Here is an 18,623-nt window from a genome sequence, read left to right as displayed (position 1 = left end):
GGCGCCTTGGCCGTCAGCTGCGGGATGCCCTCGAAGGTCGGATCGGCCCGTTTCAGGATCGCCTCGAGGCGGTCGGGCGGTTCAGCGGAGAGCGCGAGGCTCGCGGTGGCGATATCGACGTCGCCGGTCATCAGGGTGGGGGAGGGCAGGCGACGCCCGACCAGGGGTTCGCTGACGAGATAGGCGGCGGTGCCGATGAGCACGGCGCCGTTGTGGAACAAGCCCGCGTGAGCGAGGACGTCGAGGATCGCCCCCATGGTTCGGTCCGGGGCGGCGAAGCGTTGGCTCCGGAGCGCCGAGACCAGGCGGCGGCGCTCCACGGCCAGGGCGGCCCCCGTCCGCATCGCCGCGGCGCGCGCCTCGGCCTCGGGATCGCCGGACTTGCCGACAAACTGATCGACGCGGCCGGCGCCCACCCGGACCTTGGCGTAGATGTAGTCATGGCCGTCGGCGGTGCGGCGGTAGACGGAGCCGGCGAGGGGCGCGGTCTCTACCTGTTGCACCAGGTCCGCGAACATCGTCTGCAGGGTGGGGCTGATCGGCGCCAGGCTCATACAGACAGTTTCGCCAAAGCTGTCTGCATTTACAAGTCCTACAGACAGAAAGGCCGAAGTTGTCTGTAGTTGCGCCGCGGAGGCGAGGCGCAGCGGCTGGCCGACCTTCCGAGTGTCAGCTCTCGGGCATGTACGCCGAAATCGTCTGCTCTCGGGCTCTGAGCCAACCTCCGCTTTCGACCGACGCGGACCTCGACGCGTCGCCTCGCGCTCTGGCGTACGCGCCCCGCTCGCCAGCCAAACCGGCCACGCGAGGGGCCTCAAGCTTCCGCTCCAGCCGCTTGCTCTCCGCCGACAACGACTGTCGCAAAGCCACCGCCAAAGGGCGGGTCATCTCTGTATTTAAGATGCGCCTCGGATGATCCGGCGGGCCTGGAAGGGCGGGATGATGGCCGTGATATGCGCGGCCCAACGCAGGCGGGCGTCGCGCCGCGTAGGACCGGCCACGCTCTCCAGGTCGTACAACCCTGGGCGCGAACCGCGGAGCAGCCGCTTGACCAGCACCTCGTCGGTGTCTGTCTCGACCACCACGACATGGCCCAGCATGTCCGGCGTCGGCGGCGTGCGCTGATCCTCGAAGTAGATGAGCGCGCCATCGTCGGCGACGCCGCGCATGGAGTGGCCAACCACCTTAAGCGCCGCCGCCTTGTCGGTGCCGCCGGGCGGTATCGGCGCCAGTTCGGCCGGATCCTGACCCGTCGCAAAGAGGACGGCGCCCTCCGGATTGGCGCCCACGCGACCCACCACCTGGACGAAGCCCGGCTCGGATGAGCCCGTCATGGGACCGGCGGCGTCGTACAGCCACTCGGGCCGGACGCCGAAGGCCGCGGCATATTCCTTGGCGCGGCGGTAGGAGAAGGGCGCATTGCCGTTCTCGTTGGACGCATAGGTATTGCGGCTCCAGCCGAAGGCGTCGGCCGCTGCGGCGGCGGTCTCGAACCCCTTGTCGAGGCGGGCTTGGCGCAGGCGCTCGGCGCGGCCGTCCATGGTTCGTCCTGTGGCGTCTCTGTTCTGTATATAACATGCAGGACTCCGTCGCACCAAGCACAAGTAGACCATCTGTAGAGACCGCCAGTCACCGACGGCGCCGGGGCCGTGTGGCCGATGCGCTGCGACCGCGGAACCCGCCGCGCCGCACTCCCAATGAACTGCGCCTGCGCGTCAGTATCGGTCGCAGGGCGCGGGGCGGCCTGCCGCGGCTGGTTACCCGCGCGAGCGCCGTCCGCGGTTCGCGGACCCAAACACTCATGGGTCCCGCCGTCGCAGCCTGAGGATGCCCGTTCCCTAGGCGTGCGCTCACCCGGATCGTCCGCGGGGCGAGGAGGGCAGAGGTTTCGCCGCGAGATATCCACGGCTCGGAGATTTAGGACGGATGTCCGGCGGCGTTGATCCGTGCGCCGCCTGGGGCTCAGCAGGGCGCGGGTTTCGACAACTCCGCCTCAGCCAGAGCAAGCCAAGCCTCAACGATGCGGCAGACCGCGGCGCGCTCGTCGAGGTCCGTGAGTTGCGGCAGCAAGCCCAAGGCCTCTTCGGCGCGGCTAACGTAGCCGGCCGCCGCCGAAGCCTGGGCGGCAGACTGGCGGGCCGACCGGCGGGCGCGGCGCGCATCGTCGAGGAATTCTACGTCGCCAGGCATCGGAAGCACCTCGCAGTCGAGGGCGAAAGCATGACAACGCCGAGAGGCCGATGAGCCGGCCGGTCGACGCCTGGATCGTCACCTAACGGGAAGAGACCCTAGCACCGCGAGACGGCGCCCGCTGTCGAAATCCGACAAACCGAGCGCCGCAGGCCGCCGCATCAACTGCCGTTGCGGCAAGGGCGAACGGAGACAGGCTCGCACGCGCCGTGGGCGGCGAAACGTGTCCGAAGGTTGCGCGCCGGCGCAGCCCCCAGCGAGTGCAGGCGGGTTGGGACCGTGCCGGGAGAACCGCTCTCGTGAATCGACGAGGACGGCGGCGCCGCGGGCCGCGGCGGGCGGTGCGGCGGCGGCCACCATCCCTCGGGGTGAGGAGCAGGATGGTCGATGGGCTCGTGAAGGCCGCCGCGCGCTGGCGGACTGCACGATGCCGGCTGAACGCCAAGTGACCTAGGGCGAAGCTCCGCGGGACCCATTCCGGATGCCCCGCGCAGCCAACTTACCGCAAAAACGCCCCGGCCAGACCCGGCCGGGGCGCCTTCGATGTGACACGCGGCGCGAATAGGGGGCTCGTCCGCGCCGCCTCCTGATAATCCCTGATGGTTTCGTCGAGTTCCCGACGCAACCGGGACGTGCATCGAGGCAACCCGGGGTTTGTTCCCGTTCGTTTGCGGCGAGCGTAGGCGCGGGACCTCACCCCAGGTCGCGAATGGATCTGCGCAAAGTCCACTTCCTTGTCATCGAAGACAGCCACCCAACGGTGTTGCTGGTCCGTTCGGTGCTGGGCGCGTGGGGCGCGGCGGTGGTGCATGAGGCGAGCACCGTCGAGCGCGCGCTCGACATGCTGACCACGACGCGTCCCGATCTCGCCATTCTCGACCAGCGGCTGGGGCTCGACGACGGCCTGTCGCTGCTGCGCTTCATCCGCCACGAGGGGGCGGATCCCTATCTCCCGGTCATCGTCCTCTCGGCCGACGGAAGACCCGTGAAGGTCGCCGAAGCCCGCGACGCCGGCGCCAACGCCTTCCTGGTGAAGCCGTTCACGGCGCGCGGACTTTACGACAAGCTGCAGTCGGCGATCCTGCGGCCGCGCCCGTTCGTACGGTCGAAAGAGTATTTCGGGCCGGACCGGAGGCGGCGTGACGATCTCGAGTACGCCGGACCGGAGCGGCGCACCGGCGGCGCCTGACCCTCAGATCGTCAGCGATGCGGCGAGGATGGCGAGGGACGACAGGGCGGCGCCCAAGGCGAGGCCGCCCAGGACGCTGGCCAAATACTCCAGAAAACCCAGGGGCCGCCACCGCATGGCGGGAAGCTCATGAGCGCCGTGATTCTACGCTACGCCGCAAAGGTTGCGCGCCACACCCTGGCGTTGGCTGCGGCTCCGCTCACGCGCTGCTGATGAAACCTTGGCCGAGGCTTCGCATTACGGCCGGCGCACACAGAGGAGACTCGCTCATGGATGGCGTTGGCATTATCGGCGCAATCATCATCGGTATCTTGGCCGGCTGGATCGCTGAAAAGGTGATGCGGCGGAACCACGGCCTGCTCACCAACCTGATCGTCGGCGTGGTGGGTGCGTTCCTCGGCAGCTTCGTCGCGACGATGCTGGGTTTCGACACCGGCGAGGGGATCATCCCGAGCCTGCTGGTCGCGACCGTCGGCGCGATCCTGCTGCTGTTCCTGCTGGGCCTGTTCCAGCGTCGGCGCGCCTAAGCGCTTCGAAGCCGACATCGCGGGGCCGGCGGCGGACATCGCCGCCGGCCTTTGCACGTCCGGCGTCCAACATTCTCGTGAACGACCAAGGGGGGCAGCGGAACGGGGGAACCTTGGCTGCGCGCTAGGACTTGAACCGCACGTCGAAACTCAGATGGAGACTGACGAATGCGTGCTGCAGTAAGCGCCGTCGCGCTGGCCGGGATGCTGGGCCTCGCCGCCTGTGCGTCCAACAACGACCGCATGGCTGAAGCCGACGTGGGCACGTCGATGAACACATCGGCGGCCGCCCCTGCCTATGACCCGGCTCCGGCTCCGGCGCCCGCGGCCACGCCCGCTCCCGCGGACACCGGCTCGGCGGCCGACACCACCGCCACGACGCGCGCGGGGGAACGCGGCTGACGCGAACGGCGAACACGTGCGCGGCCGGACCCCGTCGGTCCGGCCGCGTGCGGCTGCCCATGGCGCTGGCGGCCGCGCTGACGCTGAGCCTTGGCGGGCTCGCTGCGCCGGCGGCGACCGCCCAGCCGTGGCTCGAAAGCCCTATACGGTCGGCCAGCCGCTCGGCCGTCACCGAGGCCCTGCGCGTGCAGATCCAAGGCGGCGAGATCGACCCCGCGGTCGCGGCCTTCTACCGAGAGCGCGGCTATCGCCCGGTGTGGGCGCCTGGCCGTCTTCGGCTGGATGTCGATCGGTTGGCCGAGCGGCTCGGCGTTGACGCGAGCGCGGCCCGCGACGACCCCTGGCGCATGGCCGAGGTGGAGCTGGCGATCTCGACCGCCTACGTGGCGCGCGAACGCGGCGCCGCCTTCTCCGGGAACGACGAGGTGCTGGCCTACGTCGATCCGCTGATCAAGGTCAGCGCGAACGCTGCCGAGAGCGGCCGCGCCGCCCTGGAGTTCGCCGCCGCGGCGCCGACAGTCGCAGACCTGCTCGAACCGAGGGGCATGGGCGGCGCAACGCACAACAGGCTCTACGACGACATGATGCGCGGGCTCGAGCGCTACCGCGTGCAGTGGGCCGGCCTGCCGGACATCAAGATCGCAGCCGGTCCGGAACTCGGCCTGGGCGACCGCGGGCGCCGGGTGGAGCAACTGCGGACCCGGCTCGGCCTGCCCGAAACCGGGGGCCTTTCGATCCAACGCTGGACGCCGCCATCAGCGCCTTCCAGGCGGCGCACGGGCTGACGCCGACGGGACGCGCCGATGCCGCCACCATCCGCGCCCTGAACGTTGGCGCGCCGCACTACGAGCGGATGATCGAGGCGAACCTGGTGCGGGCGCAGGCTCTGCCGGCAGACTTCGGCGACCGGTTCATCGTGGTCGACGTCGCGGCAGGTCAGCTCTGGTTCTACGACGCCGGCCGGGAGGTGACGACGATGAAGGTCGTAACCGGCAAGCCCGAGCAGCCGACGCCGATCATGGCCGGCATGGCGCGGCACCTCATCTTCAATCCGTACTGGAACGTCCCGGAGGATCTGGTGCAGACCTCCATCGCGCCGAAGGTGCTGGCGCAGGGGCTTGGCTACATCGAAGCCGAGGGGCTGGAGGTGTTGTCGGACTACTCCGAGGATGCCGTGGTGCTGGACCCGGCACAGGTGGACTGGAAGGCCGTGCGGGCAGGTTCTGTCAGCGTGAGGGTCCGGCAGCGGCCGGGCCCGAAGAACATGATGGGCAAGGTCAAGCTGATGTTGCCGAATCCGCTCGGGATTTACCTGCACGACACGCCGCACAAGGGCGACTTCGCCAAGTCGCAGCGGCTGGCGAGCTCAGGCTGTGTCAGGCTTGAGGACGCGATGAAGCTGGCCCGGGAGCTGGTGGGCGAAGAGGTGGCGGAGACGGCGGTTTCCGAGGGCGGTGAGGAGCGGCGGGTGGATCTGGGAGAGCCGGTGCCGGTCTTCATCACCTATTTCACCGCCATGCCAACGGACGAAGGATTCGTCTTCCGGCCCGACGTCTATGGGCGTGACGCGGCCTGGGAGGCCCGGCAAGCGGCGCGCGGACATACGATCGCCGCCGCCCCCTGGCGCCGCCGCCCCCAGGGCTTGGCCGGTCACCAGTTGCAGCTGGTGTCGATCCAGAGGGTCATGGATCCCAGCCCGCCGGCGGCGCCCCTTCTCCATCATGCAAGCCGCGAGCGCCCGCTGAAAGGCGGACCAGGGGCCGACCGCGCCGGTGAGCAGGGCCGGCGTCACCACGGGATCGGCGGCTCGCACCGCACAGGCGCGCGCCGCGTCCAGGGTCGCCCGGCGGGCGGGACCCGATCCGCGCACTTCGGCGACAAGCTCGCCGCGGCGCAGCCAGACCCCGCGGCGGACCGGCGTAGAGACGGCGAGATCGCCATTCGGCGCACCGGCGCGGGCGCTGCAGGCCTGGACGGGCAGTGCGGCGTTCCAGAGCCGGTCCGGCGGAAACCACATGAGGTGGCTCCGCGTCGACGCGGCGTCGCCCTCCGCGTTCGCAGCCTGGACGGTCCCGGCCAGCATGGCCATGCCAACGCCCAGTCCGAGCCATGCCCGTCGCATCTCGCCCCCCACGTCCCCGTCGCCAGACGAGCGGACGAGAGCTGGAGAGTCAATTATTTCCGAAGATTGTACTATCCGAACTCGCGCATCCCCCCGAAATACTATCCAAAATCACGATCTGTGAATGGAGATGTTGACGCTGTTCCGTCGTTCATGATGCCTGATGCGACGTTTCACGCTTCGAAGGTTTACTGGATGCTTACTAAAAGCCTGAATCTCGCAGATGTAATCTGCGGGCATGCCCGCCATGGCTAAGGCTAGACAGGCGTTGACCCATCAGATGGTCGATGAGGCCGGGCCTGGCCATCGGGACATCTGGCTGTGGGATCCGACGGTTGCCGGGTTCGGGGTCAAGATCACCCCCGCCGGGCGACGCATCTATGTGCTGCAATACCGGTTCGAAGGGCGCAGTCGCCGCTACACGATCGGGCGTCACGGCTCGCCCTGGCGGCTGGAGACGGCCCGCGCCCGCGCCCGGATCCTACTGGCCGAGATCGCCAGCGGCTCGGACCCGCAGGAGGGTCCGCCGGAGCGAAAGGCGCTCACCGTGGCGGCGCTCTGCGACCTCTATCTGCTGGAGGGGCTCGCCACCGCCAAGAAGACCTCCATCGCCCCCGCCAGGTCCAGGATCAAGAACCATATCAAGCCGCTGCTAGGGACCAAGCCGGCCTCAGGGGTGTCCCGGGCCGATGTCGAGCGGATGATGGTGGCCATCGCCGAGGGCGCCACGCGGAGGCGCATCGCGGGGCCGAGGCGCGGCGAGACGATCACCGTGCGCGGCGGGCAGGGGACCGCGAGCGCCAGCGTGGCGGTGCTGTCGGCCGTCTACAGCTTCGCGGTCCGCCGCGAGCTCGCGCCCAGCAACCCCGCCTACGGCGTGCGCAAGTACAGGGGGCGCAAGATGGAGCGCTACCTGAGCCCCGAGGAACTGAGGCGCCTGGGCGAGGTGCTCTCCGCGGCGGAGGCGCTGGGCGTCCAGAGCCCGTATGCGCTCGCCGCCATCCGGACGATCCTGCTCACCGGCTGCCGGGTGCGGGAGGTGCTCACCCTGCAGCACGCCCATGTGGACCGCCGGCAGAAGCTGTTCCGGCTGCCGGACTCCAAGACCGGTCCCAAGGTGGTGCACGTCGGCTCCGAGGTGCTGGCGGTGATCGATGGCCTGCCGCGGATCGAGGGCAATCCCTATGTGTTCGTGGGGCGTAGCGGGGTCGGGCCGCTGGTCTATCTGCACTCCGCCTGGGAGCGGGTGCGGCAGGCGGCGGGGCTTGGCGACGTGCGGCTGCACGATCTGCGCCATTCCTTCGCCAGCATGGGCGCGGCGAGCGGCGACAGCCTGCTGGTCATCGGAGCCTTGCTCGGGCACCGGACCGCCAAGTCGACCGAACGCTATGCGCACCTGGCCGACGGCCCGGTGCGGGGCGCCGCCGAACGGATTTCCGGGGAGATCGCCCGCCTGCTGTGCGCCGCCACGGCCGCGCCGGACGCTGCGGCCCCCGCGACCAGCCCGATGGACAGCGGGCCGGATGAGATGAGCGTGCTGCTCGGCCGGGTGGGGCGCACCCGGTGGCTGGACACGCGCGGTGCGGCGTCCCGGACCGGCCTCAGCGTCGCGACCCTGTCCAACTACCGTTGGCAGGGCGTGGGGCCGCCCTACCGGAACCTGCACAATCGGGTGGTCTATCCGGAGCCTGAGCTCATGGCCTGGATCGAGGCGCGGACGGCGGGCGAGGCGATCGCCGACGCCCCGTTCAAGGCCTGAGGCGGCGCTCGGCGCCAGCGAAGGCGGCGAGGTAGCGGCGGATGTCGGCAGGCCAGCCGGCGATCGCCGCGTCGAAGGCGCTGTCGTCTCGGGCGTAGAGGGCGCGCAGGGCGTCCTCGTAACCGGGAAGGTCGCCGGCCAGGGCGGTCATGGCCCGGTGCAGGGCCTCCTGCGCCTGGCGGGCGTCAGCGGCGACGGCGCCGTCGCGGCGCGCGCCCTCCACAAGCCGACGCAGGGCGGCCGAGGCCCCGCCGGGCTGGGCGGCCAGCCAGTCCCAGTGCCGCGGCAGCAGGGTGACCTCGCGGGCGACCACGCCGAGCTTCGGGCGGCCGCGCGCGGGCTTGGGGGGCGAGGGCCGGCGGCTCCCGTGGCTCCGGCGGTTCTGGTGGCTCTGGCGTGGCGGACGGCGCGCCGGGCCGTCGGCGAAGGTCGAGGTCGACGGTCCGGCCGGTTTCGTCGTCGAGGATCAGGATGGGGTCGCCAGCTTGCAGGCGGGGCCCGATCATGGTGCGCAGGGCGTCGAGGTCGCCGGCGGCGAGGCGGTCGGGGCCGAGGAAGGCGGTGCAGGGCATGAGCGGCTCCGCGTGAAGCCGTTCGCTTAATATCCATCCGGGTAAAAGGCCAGCTCTGAAGCGCTTCGCAGGGAATCGCGCGGAGGCGCCCTCCCGGCTCGGCGTCTCGCGTCCAGCCAGCCGACAGTCTCGTGGTTCCGGGGGCGTCCCGTGCTGACCATGCGTCGTCGCTGCGCTCCGATCGGCGCGTCCGTGCTCCGCTGGAGGGCGAGGGCTCAAACGGATCGCCCGCCGCGTTCAGGGCGGCCGACGCCGCCTTCGGCTAGGGGCGGAGGGGAATGGTGATGCTGGCGCGGAACGGCGTGGTCACCCGCGGGAGCAGCGGGATGTCGAAGGCGTGCTGGTAGACGGCGGTGACGATCGCGACCGTCTGCACCGCCCCAGGCTCACGGCTGACGAGGATCTCCACCTGGTTGTTCCGGGGGCCCAGGCTGGCCATCGCGATCTGGAGATGGCGGGCGGTCTCCGTGTCGGAGGTCTGGGGGCTGATCAGCAGCCGGCGGCCGGCGTCCTCCAGCGCCCAGCGCACCGACGCGGCGCAATGGAGGGCCCAGCCCACCTGCAGGACGCCGACGAGGAACGCCGCCAGCACCGGCAGCAGCAGGGCGAACTCAACGACGGTGGCGCCGCGGTCGTCGCGCCGGAAGCTGACACGTTTAGCGCACACGCACGGTCTCCTCCGCGGTCAGCGCTCGTTGCAGCACGGCGCCGTTGAAGGCGCTGCTCGCCGTGAAGCGGATCTCGGCCGCCGGCGGCGACCCTGTCGGGCAGAGCTGCTCGCAGGGCGCGGCGGCGTCGCCGCAGCGGCAGCCCAGCGCCGCGTCGATCCGCGCGCCGGACGGCTGCGGCCGCCAGGCCTGACGGGCGGTTTCCCGGGCGAGGTCAAGATCGCCGCCCCCGGCCTGGTAGTAGCGCGCGCCTGCGTGGGCGGCCGACTGCATCACCGCCTGCTGCCGAGCTAGCAGCCAGACGTCGACGCCCACGACCAGCAGTAGGACGAGGATCGGCAGGATCAGCGCGAACTCCAGGGCGGCGACGCCGCCCTCGTGGCGCCGGAAGCGGGCAAGCCGGCGGCGGACGTCAGGCCACAAGGCGCACCACCTGGCGGGCGTCGACGGGATCCATGCCGGCGGCGCGGCAGTCCGCGGACAGGCTCACGCTGCCGATGAACTCCACGGTGTCGGCGACGATGTGGGTGCAGCCGTTGGCGCCGGAGAAGTTGCCTCGGTACTCCACCGCCTGGGCTGGGAAGTAGATGTGACCCGTGAGCCGGCTCGACGAATTGCCGTTCAGGACGTTGACGCCGCCGGAGGCGTTCCGGTCGCCGAAAAACAGCATGCCTGCATAGGGTCCGGTGGTGGGCGCCGTCAGGTCGAGTTCGGCCGAGCCGTTCATCCGCACGGTCGCGCCGTCCGTGAGCAGGAAGGTGACGCCATGTCCGGAGACTCGGGCGTTCGCGCCGAGGTTGATGCCGCCGCCGCCGACATAATAGACGCCCGGCGCCAGGGCGTAGCGGCCGTCGAGCCGCAGACCGCTGAGATAGACGCCGGGCTCGAGGCCGACCGTCTCGTTGCTTCTGGCGCGCGGCGCCTCGCGCGACGCGCCGGCGGGGCGGGTGAGCGCGAGGTCGGCGAAGGGGTCCTGCACCGGCGGCGCCAGGGTGACGGGGGTGCGGCAGCCCTGCAGCTCGAGCCCCGCCTTGCCGGCGACTCCGCCGGCGCTGATGGCGCAGTCGGCCTTCAGCGTCGCCGAGCCCCAAACCGAGATCCCGTTCCCGGCCACGGAGTTGGACGCCACGTCACAGCCATTGAGGGTGACCGACGCGGAACCCGAGACGTTCACCGCGCGGCTCGCCGACCGGCTCAGCGCCAGCACGCAGGCCTGGCTGACGTTCTCATAGACCGCCACGCTGCGGGCTCGGGCAAGGATCGGCTCGGCATCGAACAGGCTGGTGAAGTAGCGCTCCAGGCGGCGCTCCACCTGGACCTCGACCGCCTGGCCGGACGGCAGCCCGGCCCCGGCGGCGGCCTCCACCCGAAGGTCCCCCTCCGCGGCCTGCCAGCGGTTGGCGACGGCCGCCCGTTCGGCGGCGCGCTCCACCTCCGACCAGCCGCTGCGCCGTCCTCGCTCGAGCGCGCCGGCGTTCCCGGGCGGCCGTGGCGTCCGAGGTCATCACCACGGTGAGCCGCAGGTCCGGAACGATGTAGAGCATCTGGCCGCCATAGCACCTGGCGCAGCCGCGGGTCAGGGGCCGCAGGCGCCTCGCTCCCGAGCACCGAGAGCACGGTTTGGTCGGCGCCGGTGAACACGCGCCGCGAGATGGCCACACCCGCCAAGGCCGACAGGATCGATTTCGAGGCCGACTTGATGTTGACCGGCCGGTCCAGCGGCGGACCGTCGTTGAAGCGGCGGCCGGCGACGGTCTCCCCGTCGCGCAGAACCAGAAGCGCGCGCAGGCGGGGCAGCCGCCCCGCCTCGCGCAAGACCTCATCCAGCCGCGCCGGCTCCAGTCCACGGGTTTCCGAGCCGCCGGGGAAGGCGGCCGCCCGGCCAGATACCGCGGTCGGCTCCGACGAACACGCGCTCGGGATGGGGGCGGCCGCGGCGAGCGCGAGGCCGGCGAACCTGCGCCGGGTCACCGAGAAGGGGTCGCGTGGGGCGGAGGGCGCCATCCGCCTAGATTGGCATGGAAACCCGACAGAAGCTGGGCGATCCGAACGACGCCGGCGCCGCGCCGGTGGGCCTCAGGCCGGCGGCGGCGTGAACCCATCGGGCAGGAAGCCGCGCAGCAGCGCCTCGACCGCGACCGTGACCGGGCCGGTGAGCTGACGCTTCCCAGATTCCATCTCGAGGATACGGCTGGCCCCATGGTTCTCGGCGAAACGCAGGGCTTGCGCCAGATCGGCCGGCGACCAGCCCATGGCCTCCCTGGCCTGCCGAAGATGCTCGCCTGTCTCGATCATGGTTCGGGCTCCTGACGCTGCGGGCGTGCCACGCGCGGCGCCGCGTTGTCCACCCTGCATGCCGCCGCCTCCGAGGCCATGACGTCTCCCCCCACAGAGTCCGGCCCTTCTGGGGCCTCGCCGGGGGGATCTGACCGGAGCCGGCCGGTCCGACAAAGCGGGCCTGCGGCTTTCACTCCCCGGGGCTTAGCGCCCCTTCCTCGCGAGGCAAGAAAGCCGCGGCCCGCCTCCTTCGCTGCGCTGCGGGACCTGCGGTCTGCGGCCCGCCCCTGAGGGCTCCGGTCGGCCGATCCCGTCGAGGCCGCATCGGGCGGCCTTGCGGAACAGGAGACGAGACATGGCCACCATTGGCGCCTTCACCAGCAAGCGGCACGGGACGAAGGTGGCCCGTCTACACGGCTGGGACAGCGCCGGTATGCGGCTGGCGGACGCCCGCAGCCCGAAGACGCTCGAGGTGACGCCGATCGGCTGGAGCGGCGCCGAAGGCCCCCGCGCCCGGCCCGGCGGGTAGGCGCCGGAGGACGTGCGGAGATCGCCCGCTAGAGGGTGGGCGGGGCCTCGCCCAGGGAGGGCGACGGCGGGCATATGTGGATCAGCCGGATGTCAGGCGGCGCGCGCGGCGCGAAGCCCGCCGCCGAGCGGGCGCATATCCCAAGGCCGTCAGCTCCGGCCTCGCGATTTCGCGACAGGCCGTACCGTGCGCCGGCGTCCGCGTCCCCGCGTCGGATGAAGCCGGCGAGACTGCGTCCAGACTGCCGCTGGCCATTCCGACGAAGAGCACGGCTCCGGCCATCATGTTCAGGAAAGCGCCGCGCATGGGCGAACTCCGCCTTGAGGCCAAGGCCGGGTTGGCGCGACGCCAACCCCGGTGTGGCGGCGCCTATTCGTGCTCGGCGTGCGGGTTGCAGGCGTCGCCCGGATTGAAATCACGGGGGTCGAGCCCGAACATCTGCATCGTGTGCCCCCAGTTCTGGACGTTGCCGGGCGGATTGCCCGGGGCGCCTTCCGGATTGTCGTTGAGGCCCGAGAAGGCGCAGATCGACCGGGCGTGGTCGGGCGCGGCCGTCGACTTGCCCTTGCCGGTGACTTCGCCGGCGGACGCGGCGCCGGCGGCGAGCAGGGCGGCGGTGGCGGCGGCCGCGGCGAGGGGGGCGAGCAGAGCGGGTCTCATGATCAAGGTCATTACGTTGCGGCCGCGGCCGATCCGCCGCCGTCGGAGGGCCGCGAGGGCGACCGAGGCCATGCTGTCATGGCCCAGGACCTGGTGCGGTGATGGGGGTCACATTCCTCGATCGCACGCCGCACTTGCGCGGGAAGGCATGCGCCCTAAAGGCCAGCCGTCCGGCCACGGCCGTGGTGGGCGGCGACATCGATCCGGCGTCGCTCCAGCTGGCCCTGGCCAATGCGGCGGCCCTGGGCCTGGAGCTGCGTCTGATGGATGATTGCGGCGCTGAAGCATAGGCGCAGCAGGAAAGCCCTCCGGCGCGCGACAAGGCGCGCGCGTTCACATCCCATCCATACCGGCGGAGCCCCATACCGGTTCACGTTCGGCGCGCCTCGTCGCCCTCTGGCGGACAGGGGCTGGAGAGGGGACAACGACGTTGTTGAACAAGATTATCGGGGGCTGCGCGTTCGGCGCCGTCCTGCTTTCGCCGCTGGCGACGGCCCAGGCGCAGACCTTCGCCGGGGGGGCCAACATCGGCACGCCGGGGGTCGGCGTTCAGGTCTCGGCGCAGGCCAACGAGATGCTGGTGATCCGCGGCGCCGTCGACGGCCTGAGCTTCGGTCGCAACGAGACCTATTCCGACGTCCGCTACGAAGGCGACGCCAAGCTGCTGACCGGCGGCCTGTTCGCGGACCTGCATCCGGGCGGCGGCGCGTTCCTCCTGTCCGGCGGAGCCTACTTCGGGAAGCGGAAGCTGGAGCTGGTCGGCCGGCCCACTGGCAATGTCGAGATCGGCGACGTGACCTACACGCCGGCTCAGGTCGGTCAGCTGAACGGCGAGGCCAAGCTCTCCAAGGTGCAGCCCTTCCTGGGCGTCGGCTACGACAACACCTTCACCGGCGACCGGAGCTGGGGGTTCCGGGCGCTCGTGGGCGTGGCCTTCAGCAAGAAGCCCGACGTGGAGCTGACCGCCTCGGGCGGCACGCTCAGCACCAACGCGGCGTTCCTGGCCGAGCTGGCCGAGGAAGAAGCCGAGGTCCGCGAGGACGCGAAGGACTTCCGCTACTTCCCGGTCGTCCAGCTCGGGATCACCCGCCGGTTCTGACCTTCCCTGCAGACTGCCGCCGTCTGCGGACGGCGGCGTCCTTTTCTCTGGAGCGACTTCCATGGCGATCTTCACGGCCGGCGTCGCCGGCGTCAATTTCGACGATCTGCAGGTCGGCGACCTGCTGCTGGGCGCGGTGGTGAGCGCCACGCCGACGAGCTTCGTCCTGGTGGACGGCCCGTGGCGCGAGGAGTTCTCCGGCCAGTTCACTTACAGCAACAACGAGATCAGCGGCGGTACGGTCACCGGCTGGCGCGAGCTTTTGAACGGTCAGACGGTGTTCAATGTGCAGGGCTTCTCGGTCCCGGCCACCACCTTCATCACCTGGGCGGCGACCAACAACAACGAGACGGCGCGCCAGACGATCTTCGGCGGGTCGGACACGTTCAACGGCTCGGACGCCGCCGACCGCATGTACGGCTATGCCGGCAACGACACCCTGATCGGCGCCGGCGGCTCGGACTATCTACGTGGCGGCGACGGCGACGACAGCCTCTCGGGCGGGGCGGCCTTCGACGACCTGCACGGCAACATCGGCAACGACACCGTCGACGGCGGCCTCGGCAGCGACTGGGTGGTCGGCGGCCAGGGCAATGACCTCCTGAGGGGCGGCGACGACGCCTCAGACGATGTCGTCTACGGCAACCTGGGCGACGACACCTGCTTCGGGGGCGACGGCATCGACTGGGTGCGCGGCGGCCAGGGCGACGACAGCCTATCGGGCGGCGGGGGAGCCGACCTCATCTGGGGCGATCGCGGGAACGACACCATCAGCGGCGGGGCCGGTGCGGACATCTTCTCCATCTTCGGCGAGGCGGGGATCGATCGCATCCTGGACTTCAGCGTCGCCGAGGGCGACCGCCTGCGGATCGAGGCGGGCTACACCTACACGACCGCCCAGGTGGGCGCTGATGTCGTCGTCACCTTGAGCGGCGGCGCCCAGGCGGTGCTCGTAGGCGTCGACCTGAATGCGCTGGGCTCGGGCTGGATCATCACCGGCTAGGCCCCGCCAGATCCGAAGGGAGAGCACACCAGGCCGAACGGTGCCCCGCCGGTCTGGCGGCGCGGGCCAGGGCGGCGAAGGCGCCGTCCTGCCCCGCGGACGTCTGGCGCAAGGCGCGGCCGCCGCTACTGTGCCTCGGAGCGGGGGCGATGAACATGCGAAACAGGACGCGCGGGTTGCTGGCGGCGACGGCGGCTCTGCTGGCGAGCGGCTGTGCGGTCTTCCCTTCGGGGGGACTCTTCGACAGCTCGACGCCGGTTGGCGGACCTTGCCAGACCCTCGCACTGCCCGGCGGTCCGGAAGATCTCGCGCTGGACCCAGGCGGCGGCCTTTATGTTTCCGTGTCCGACTGGCGGCGACGCGCCGACGATCCGCCGCCCGCGCGCGGACGCATCTTCCGGCTCGAGATCGATCCGGCCACCGACGCGGCGCGCCTGACGGACGTCACGCCCGCCGGGCCCGACGACTTCCAGCCCCATGGCATCGATCTGTGGACGGGTCCCGACGGAAGCCAGCGGCTCTTCGTGGTCAACCATCCGCAGCTGGGCGCGTCGCGCGTCGAGATCTACGCGGTGACGGCCCAGGGCCTCGTGGATACCGGCGAGGGCGGCCGCTGGGACCTGCTGCATCGTCCGAACGACGTGGCCGCTTTCGGTCCGCGGAGCTTCTTCGCCACCAACGACCACGCCATTCCGAGGACCCGTTGGTTCGACCCCAGCCTGCGCGAGACGCTCTCGGACGTCACCGGCGAGAGGAACGGCTACGTGGTCCGGGTCGCCGACGGGTCTCCCACGGTGGTGGCGGAGCGGCTGTCGCTGCCCAACGGCGTCGCCCTCTCGCCGGACGGGGCTCGGCTCTATGTGGCCGAGAGCACGCGGGGCCGGATCCGGGTGTTCGAAGGACTGTCTGGCGCGAGGCTTCGGGAGACGGCCCGGCTGAAGCCCGGCCCGGGGCCCGACAACATCGTCGTCGACCCGCAGGGCGACCTCTGGATCGGCGGCCACAACAACGGGCTCGACTTCCTCCGCCACGCGACGGACCCGCGTCATCCCTCGCCTGGCCGGGTCGAGCGGGTCTCGCCGGACGGCCGGCGCACGCTGGCCTACCAGTCGGGCCGCAAACCTGCGGCCTCGTCCGCGCCGCGCCTGTGGAGCGTTTCGGTCGGCGCGCCGGACGGCCAGGGTGGGTTGGTGGTCGGCGCGATCTTCCCCCGCGAACTCCAGCGGTGCGCGATTCAGCCCGCTTCGGCGAGGCGCTGAACCAGTTCCACCTGGCGGCCGACGCCCGCCTTCTGCAGCACCGCCTTCACCTGGCTGCGCACGGTGGACACCGCCACGTCCCGCGATCGCGCAATGTCCTCGACCCTTGCGCCGTCCGCGATGGCCGCGCCGATCGCCGCTTCCGCGGCGGTGAGGCCGAACAGCCGTTGCAGCACCTCGCAACGCTCTTCGTGTGACGGCTTCGGCGACGGCAGGAGAACGACCGCCACCGGGCGCAGGGCCTCCGGCGGTCGCAGCACCGGACGGACCTCCACGAAGACCCGCCGGCCGTCCCCCGTCAGCGCAAGACGACGCCTATGACCGTCGAGGCCAGCGGCGCGCAGGGCCTGGCGCAGCAGGAACTGGTCCTGCGTGTCGTTCGCCGAGAGCTGGCCGCCGCGCGATGCGAGGCCGGAGGCCTCGAGCGCCAAGGCCGCGGCGGAGGCGGGCGCCAGCAGGGCGCCGCTCGGCCGGCAGAGCAGGACCCGCCGCCGGCCGGAGGCCAGGACCTCGCGGACGACCTCGACGACCCGGTCCTCGAAGCCGAACTGGGCGCGGCAGGCCGCTTCGAGCCGCCCCAGCGCGGCGTCGGCGGCGCGTGGATCGAAGAGGCGGCCATGGAGCGCCAGGCTCAGGCGGCCCGTGGCGTCGGACAGCACCGGAAGGACCTGGGAGGGTCGGTCATGGCAGGCGCCAGCGGTCGCGAGGGCAAGGCGCTCGCCGCCACCTTCGCGCCACTCGAGCGCAGCGCCGGCGAGGCCCGTCTCGACGAGGAAGGCGGCGAGGGTCCTGCGCCAGTCGGGCTCCGCCGGCGACGATGCCGCCTCGGCAATGGTGATGGCGCGCTGCACCGACATGACCGTTCCTCCCCATCCGAGGCAGGCAGCGTGGCGATTGCGCGCGGCGGGCTCCATGGATGGGATGTTGACAGCGATCTCGGATATCCCGGTATTTGGATTTCGGTCGCTGGTCGCGCGGTGGCCGGTCTCGTGGGGGCGAGTGGGCGTTGTCGCGTAGCTTGAGCATCGTCGTGGTCGAGGATGAGCCGCTGACCCGCGCCACCCTCGTCGCCTTCCTGGAGCGTGAGGGTCACGCCGTGCGCCCGGCGAGCTGCGTCGCCGCCTGCCGCGCGGCGCTGCGCGACAAGGCCGCCGACGTGGTGCTGCTCGATATTGGCCTGCCCGGCGAGGACGGCCTGAGCTACGCCCGGGAGCTTCGGAGCGCCGGCGCAACCGGGGTGATCATCGTCAGCGAGCGGGGCGAGATCGAGACCCGGATCGCGGCCCTGGACGACGGGGCCGACGACTATCTGACCAAGCCTGTCCACCTGGAGGAGCTCGCCGCCCGGGTCCGGAGCGTCGCCCGCCGCCGCGCTCCACAGGGGGCGCGACTGAGCTTCGGGCCGGTGGTGCTCGACCAGGCGGCGCGGAGCGCCGTTGCGGCGGGCGTGCCGGCGGCGCTCACCCGCGGTGAGTTCGACCTCCTGTGGGCCCTCGCCGTGGCTGAAGGAAAAATCGTGTCCCGGGAAGCCCTCAGCGAGGTGGTCTCCCGGGGCGAGGGCGACCTCCGGTCCGTCGACGCCCTGGTCAGCCGCCTCCGCCGCAAGCTGGCCTCGGCCGACGAGGACGGCCTGATCGTCACCGCCCCCGGCTTCGGTTACCGACTTCGACCGCCGGTGACACGCGCTTGAGGCGCGGCGTCCCTCATTCGGAGGATGCGGCGCGAGGGCCGCGACCGGTAGCGCTTGCAGCATGACCGCGCTCGACCCCCCGCCGCGAACGCGCGCGTGACAGCCCCGGCCCGGCTGGTCGGACGGGACGAGCAGCTGGCTGCGGTCCGCGCCGCCCTGGCCGATCCGGCGACGCGGGTCATCGTCGCGGCAGGGCCTGCGGGGGCGGGCAAGACCGCGTTGCTGCGGGTCGCGGTCGAGGAGGCCGTCTCTTCGGGAGCTCTGTCAGGCCTGGGGAAGTATGCCGAGGGCTACGCGGGCCGGGACCTCGACCCGCTGATCGCTGCGGTCGAGGGCGCCGTGACCGCGGGCCTGGAGCAGCTCTACGATCCCGACGCCGGCCTCCGCGATCTGGCCGCGGCGCTGGGCGAGAACACGCACGTCTTTACGAGCGTCGCCGGCAGCGTGCTGCGGACTCTCGCCGGCGCGGCTCCCAACGCCCCCTGACGGCGCAGGGCGCTGACGCGCAACTGGCCGAGGCGGTGGTGGGCGTGCTGCGCTGGCTGGAAGGCTTCGGCGCGCCGGTCCTCTTGGTGATCGACGACTGGGGACGCGCTGGGCCCCAGGCGCAGCGGGTCCTGCGGCGGGTGACGGCGGATGCCGGCCTCAAGCGAACGCGGCTGCTGGCGACCCAGCGG

22 protein-coding genes and 2 pseudogenes are annotated in these 18,623 nt (G+C 71.4%); 14 read left to right on the top strand and 10 right to left on the bottom strand.

Annotation, left to right across the window (positions count from 1 at the left end):
- Positions 1 to 68: 68 nt before the first annotated feature.
- Positions 69 to 257: pseudogene (locus LRS10_RS25380) on the bottom strand (GSU2403 family nucleotidyltransferase fold protein); the annotation flags it as partial.
- On the opposite strand from LRS10_RS25380, the gene LRS10_RS20530 reads away from it, so the two are divergent.
- The gene (locus LRS10_RS20530) at positions 228 to 623 is read left to right on the top strand and encodes a hypothetical protein (RefSeq protein ID WP_257838868.1); all 396 of its coding nucleotides are present in this window, start codon (positions 228 to 230) and stop codon (positions 621 to 623) included. The pseudogene LRS10_RS25380 and the gene LRS10_RS20530 overlap by 30 nt on opposite strands.
- Before the next feature lie 273 nt (positions 624 to 896).
- Here the strand turns inward: LRS10_RS20530 and LRS10_RS20525 are convergent, their stop codons facing one another.
- Entirely contained in the window at positions 897 to 1,541 is a 645-nt protein-coding gene (locus LRS10_RS20525) for a S24 family peptidase (RefSeq protein ID WP_257838867.1), read from the bottom strand.
- A 421-nt stretch (positions 1,542 to 1,962) separates the two neighbouring features.
- Positions 1,963 to 2,190: a hypothetical protein gene (locus tag LRS10_RS20520; RefSeq protein ID WP_257838866.1), complete on the bottom strand. Its 228-nt coding sequence runs from the start codon at positions 2,188 to 2,190 to the stop codon at positions 1,963 to 1,965.
- Positions 2,191 to 2,899: 709 nt separating this feature from the next.
- Between LRS10_RS20520 and LRS10_RS20515 the strand changes: the two genes are divergently transcribed.
- From LRS10_RS20515 to LRS10_RS20490, 6 genes are all read left to right on the top strand, one after another.
- Positions 2,900 to 3,379, top strand: a complete 480-nt coding sequence (locus LRS10_RS20515; RefSeq protein WP_257838865.1) for a response regulator — start codon at positions 2,900 to 2,902, stop codon at positions 3,377 to 3,379.
- Positions 3,380 to 3,648: 269 nt separating this feature from the next.
- Positions 3,649 to 3,906: a GlsB/YeaQ/YmgE family stress response membrane protein gene (locus LRS10_RS20510; protein WP_257838864.1), complete on the top strand. Its 258-nt coding sequence runs from the start codon at positions 3,649 to 3,651 to the stop codon at positions 3,904 to 3,906.
- A gap of 168 nt (positions 3,907 to 4,074) precedes the next feature.
- Positions 4,075 to 4,308, top strand: coding sequence for a hypothetical protein (locus LRS10_RS20505; protein WP_257838863.1), 234 nt, complete (start codon positions 4,075 to 4,077; stop codon positions 4,306 to 4,308).
- 59 nt (positions 4,309 to 4,367) lie between these two features.
- Positions 4,368 to 5,093, top strand: coding sequence for a hypothetical protein (locus LRS10_RS20500; RefSeq protein WP_257838862.1), 726 nt, complete (start codon positions 4,368 to 4,370; stop codon positions 5,091 to 5,093).
- Complete coding sequence (locus LRS10_RS20495) at positions 5,051 to 6,685, top strand: L,D-transpeptidase family protein (protein ID WP_374571054.1); 1,635 nt, start codon at positions 5,051 to 5,053, stop codon at positions 6,683 to 6,685. Before LRS10_RS20500 ends, LRS10_RS20495 begins: the two co-directional genes overlap by 43 nt.
- On the top strand, positions 6,678 to 8,189 hold the full coding sequence (locus LRS10_RS20490) for a tyrosine-type recombinase/integrase (RefSeq protein ID WP_257838860.1): 1,512 nt from the start codon (positions 6,678 to 6,680) through the stop codon (positions 8,187 to 8,189). Before LRS10_RS20495 ends, LRS10_RS20490 begins: the two co-directional genes overlap by 8 nt.
- Here LRS10_RS20490 and LRS10_RS20485 read toward each other — a convergent pair.
- The 5 genes and pseudogenes from LRS10_RS20485 to LRS10_RS20465 form a co-directional block, all read right to left on the bottom strand.
- A pseudogene (locus tag LRS10_RS20485) lies at positions 8,179 to 8,695 on the bottom strand (DUF2239 family protein). The gene LRS10_RS20490 and the pseudogene LRS10_RS20485 overlap by 11 nt on opposite strands.
- A gap of 328 nt (positions 8,696 to 9,023) precedes the next feature.
- Entirely contained in the window at positions 9,024 to 9,428 is a 405-nt protein-coding gene (locus LRS10_RS20480; protein WP_257838859.1) for a TadE/TadG family type IV pilus assembly protein, read from the bottom strand.
- Positions 9,418 to 9,852, bottom strand: a complete 435-nt coding sequence (locus tag LRS10_RS20475) for a TadE/TadG family type IV pilus assembly protein (RefSeq protein WP_257838858.1) — start codon at positions 9,850 to 9,852, stop codon at positions 9,418 to 9,420. The genes LRS10_RS20480 and LRS10_RS20475 overlap by 11 nt, the downstream gene beginning before the upstream one ends.
- Positions 9,842 to 10,861 (bottom strand): hypothetical protein, encoded by a 1,020-nt coding sequence (locus tag LRS10_RS20470; protein WP_257838857.1) that lies wholly within the window; start codon positions 10,859 to 10,861, stop codon positions 9,842 to 9,844. The genes LRS10_RS20475 and LRS10_RS20470 overlap by 11 nt, the downstream gene beginning before the upstream one ends.
- A 644-nt stretch (positions 10,862 to 11,505) precedes the next feature.
- Complete coding sequence (locus LRS10_RS20465) at positions 11,506 to 11,724, bottom strand: helix-turn-helix transcriptional regulator (RefSeq protein ID WP_257838856.1); 219 nt, start codon at positions 11,722 to 11,724, stop codon at positions 11,506 to 11,508.
- A gap of 337 nt (positions 11,725 to 12,061) precedes the next feature.
- On the opposite strand from LRS10_RS20465, the gene LRS10_RS20460 reads away from it, so the two are divergent.
- Positions 12,062 to 12,235: a hypothetical protein gene (locus LRS10_RS20460; RefSeq protein WP_257838855.1), complete on the top strand. Its 174-nt coding sequence runs from the start codon at positions 12,062 to 12,064 to the stop codon at positions 12,233 to 12,235.
- 369 nt (positions 12,236 to 12,604) lie between these two features.
- Here LRS10_RS20460 and LRS10_RS20455 read toward each other — a convergent pair whose 3' ends face one another.
- Positions 12,605 to 12,895 carry a hypothetical protein gene (locus tag LRS10_RS20455; protein ID WP_257838854.1) on the bottom strand — a complete coding sequence of 97 codons (291 nt, stop codon included), beginning with the start codon at positions 12,893 to 12,895 and terminating at the stop codon, positions 12,605 to 12,607.
- Positions 12,896 to 12,996: 101 nt separating this feature from the next.
- Between LRS10_RS20455 and LRS10_RS20450 the strand changes: the two genes are divergently transcribed.
- From LRS10_RS20450 to LRS10_RS20435, 4 genes are all read left to right on the top strand, one after another.
- Entirely contained in the window at positions 12,997 to 13,185 is a 189-nt protein-coding gene (locus tag LRS10_RS20450) for a hypothetical protein (RefSeq protein ID WP_257838853.1), read from the top strand.
- Positions 13,186 to 13,328: 143 nt separating this feature from the next.
- The gene (locus tag LRS10_RS20445; protein ID WP_257838852.1) at positions 13,329 to 13,994 is read left to right on the top strand and encodes a hypothetical protein; all 666 of its coding nucleotides are present in this window, start codon (positions 13,329 to 13,331) and stop codon (positions 13,992 to 13,994) included.
- A 61-nt stretch (positions 13,995 to 14,055) separates the two neighbouring features.
- Entirely contained in the window at positions 14,056 to 14,997 is a 942-nt protein-coding gene (locus LRS10_RS20440) for a calcium-binding protein (protein WP_257838851.1), read from the top strand.
- Between the two features lie 149 nt (positions 14,998 to 15,146).
- Positions 15,147 to 16,256 carry an SMP-30/gluconolactonase/LRE family protein gene (locus LRS10_RS20435; RefSeq protein ID WP_257838850.1) on the top strand — a complete coding sequence of 370 codons (1,110 nt, stop codon included), beginning with the start codon at positions 15,147 to 15,149 and terminating at the stop codon, positions 16,254 to 16,256.
- Here LRS10_RS20435 and LRS10_RS20430 read toward each other — a convergent pair.
- Entirely contained in the window at positions 16,232 to 17,113 is an 882-nt protein-coding gene (locus LRS10_RS20430; RefSeq protein ID WP_257838849.1) for a hypothetical protein, read from the bottom strand. The two genes, LRS10_RS20435 and LRS10_RS20430, sit on opposite strands and share 25 nt — an antisense overlap.
- Positions 17,114 to 17,262: 149 nt before the next feature.
- Here LRS10_RS20430 and LRS10_RS20425 point away from each other — a divergent pair, with 149 nt between their 5' ends.
- Positions 17,263 to 17,946 carry a response regulator transcription factor gene (locus LRS10_RS20425; protein ID WP_257838848.1) on the top strand — a complete coding sequence of 228 codons (684 nt, stop codon included), beginning with the start codon at positions 17,263 to 17,265 and terminating at the stop codon, positions 17,944 to 17,946.
- A 96-nt stretch (positions 17,947 to 18,042) separates the two neighbouring features.
- Positions 18,043 to 18,432, top strand: coding sequence for an ATP-binding protein (locus LRS10_RS20420; RefSeq protein WP_257838846.1), 390 nt, complete (start codon positions 18,043 to 18,045; stop codon positions 18,430 to 18,432).
- The last annotated feature ends 191 nt before the right edge of the window (positions 18,433 to 18,623 follow it).

It is taken from the genome of Phenylobacterium sp. J426, assembly GCF_024699945.1.
In the GTDB taxonomy this organism is placed as follows: domain Bacteria; phylum Pseudomonadota; class Alphaproteobacteria; order Caulobacterales; family Caulobacteraceae; genus Phenylobacterium.
The sequence above is the reverse complement of the archived record's forward strand: the minus strand, read 5'-3'. Positions and strand labels throughout refer to the sequence as shown.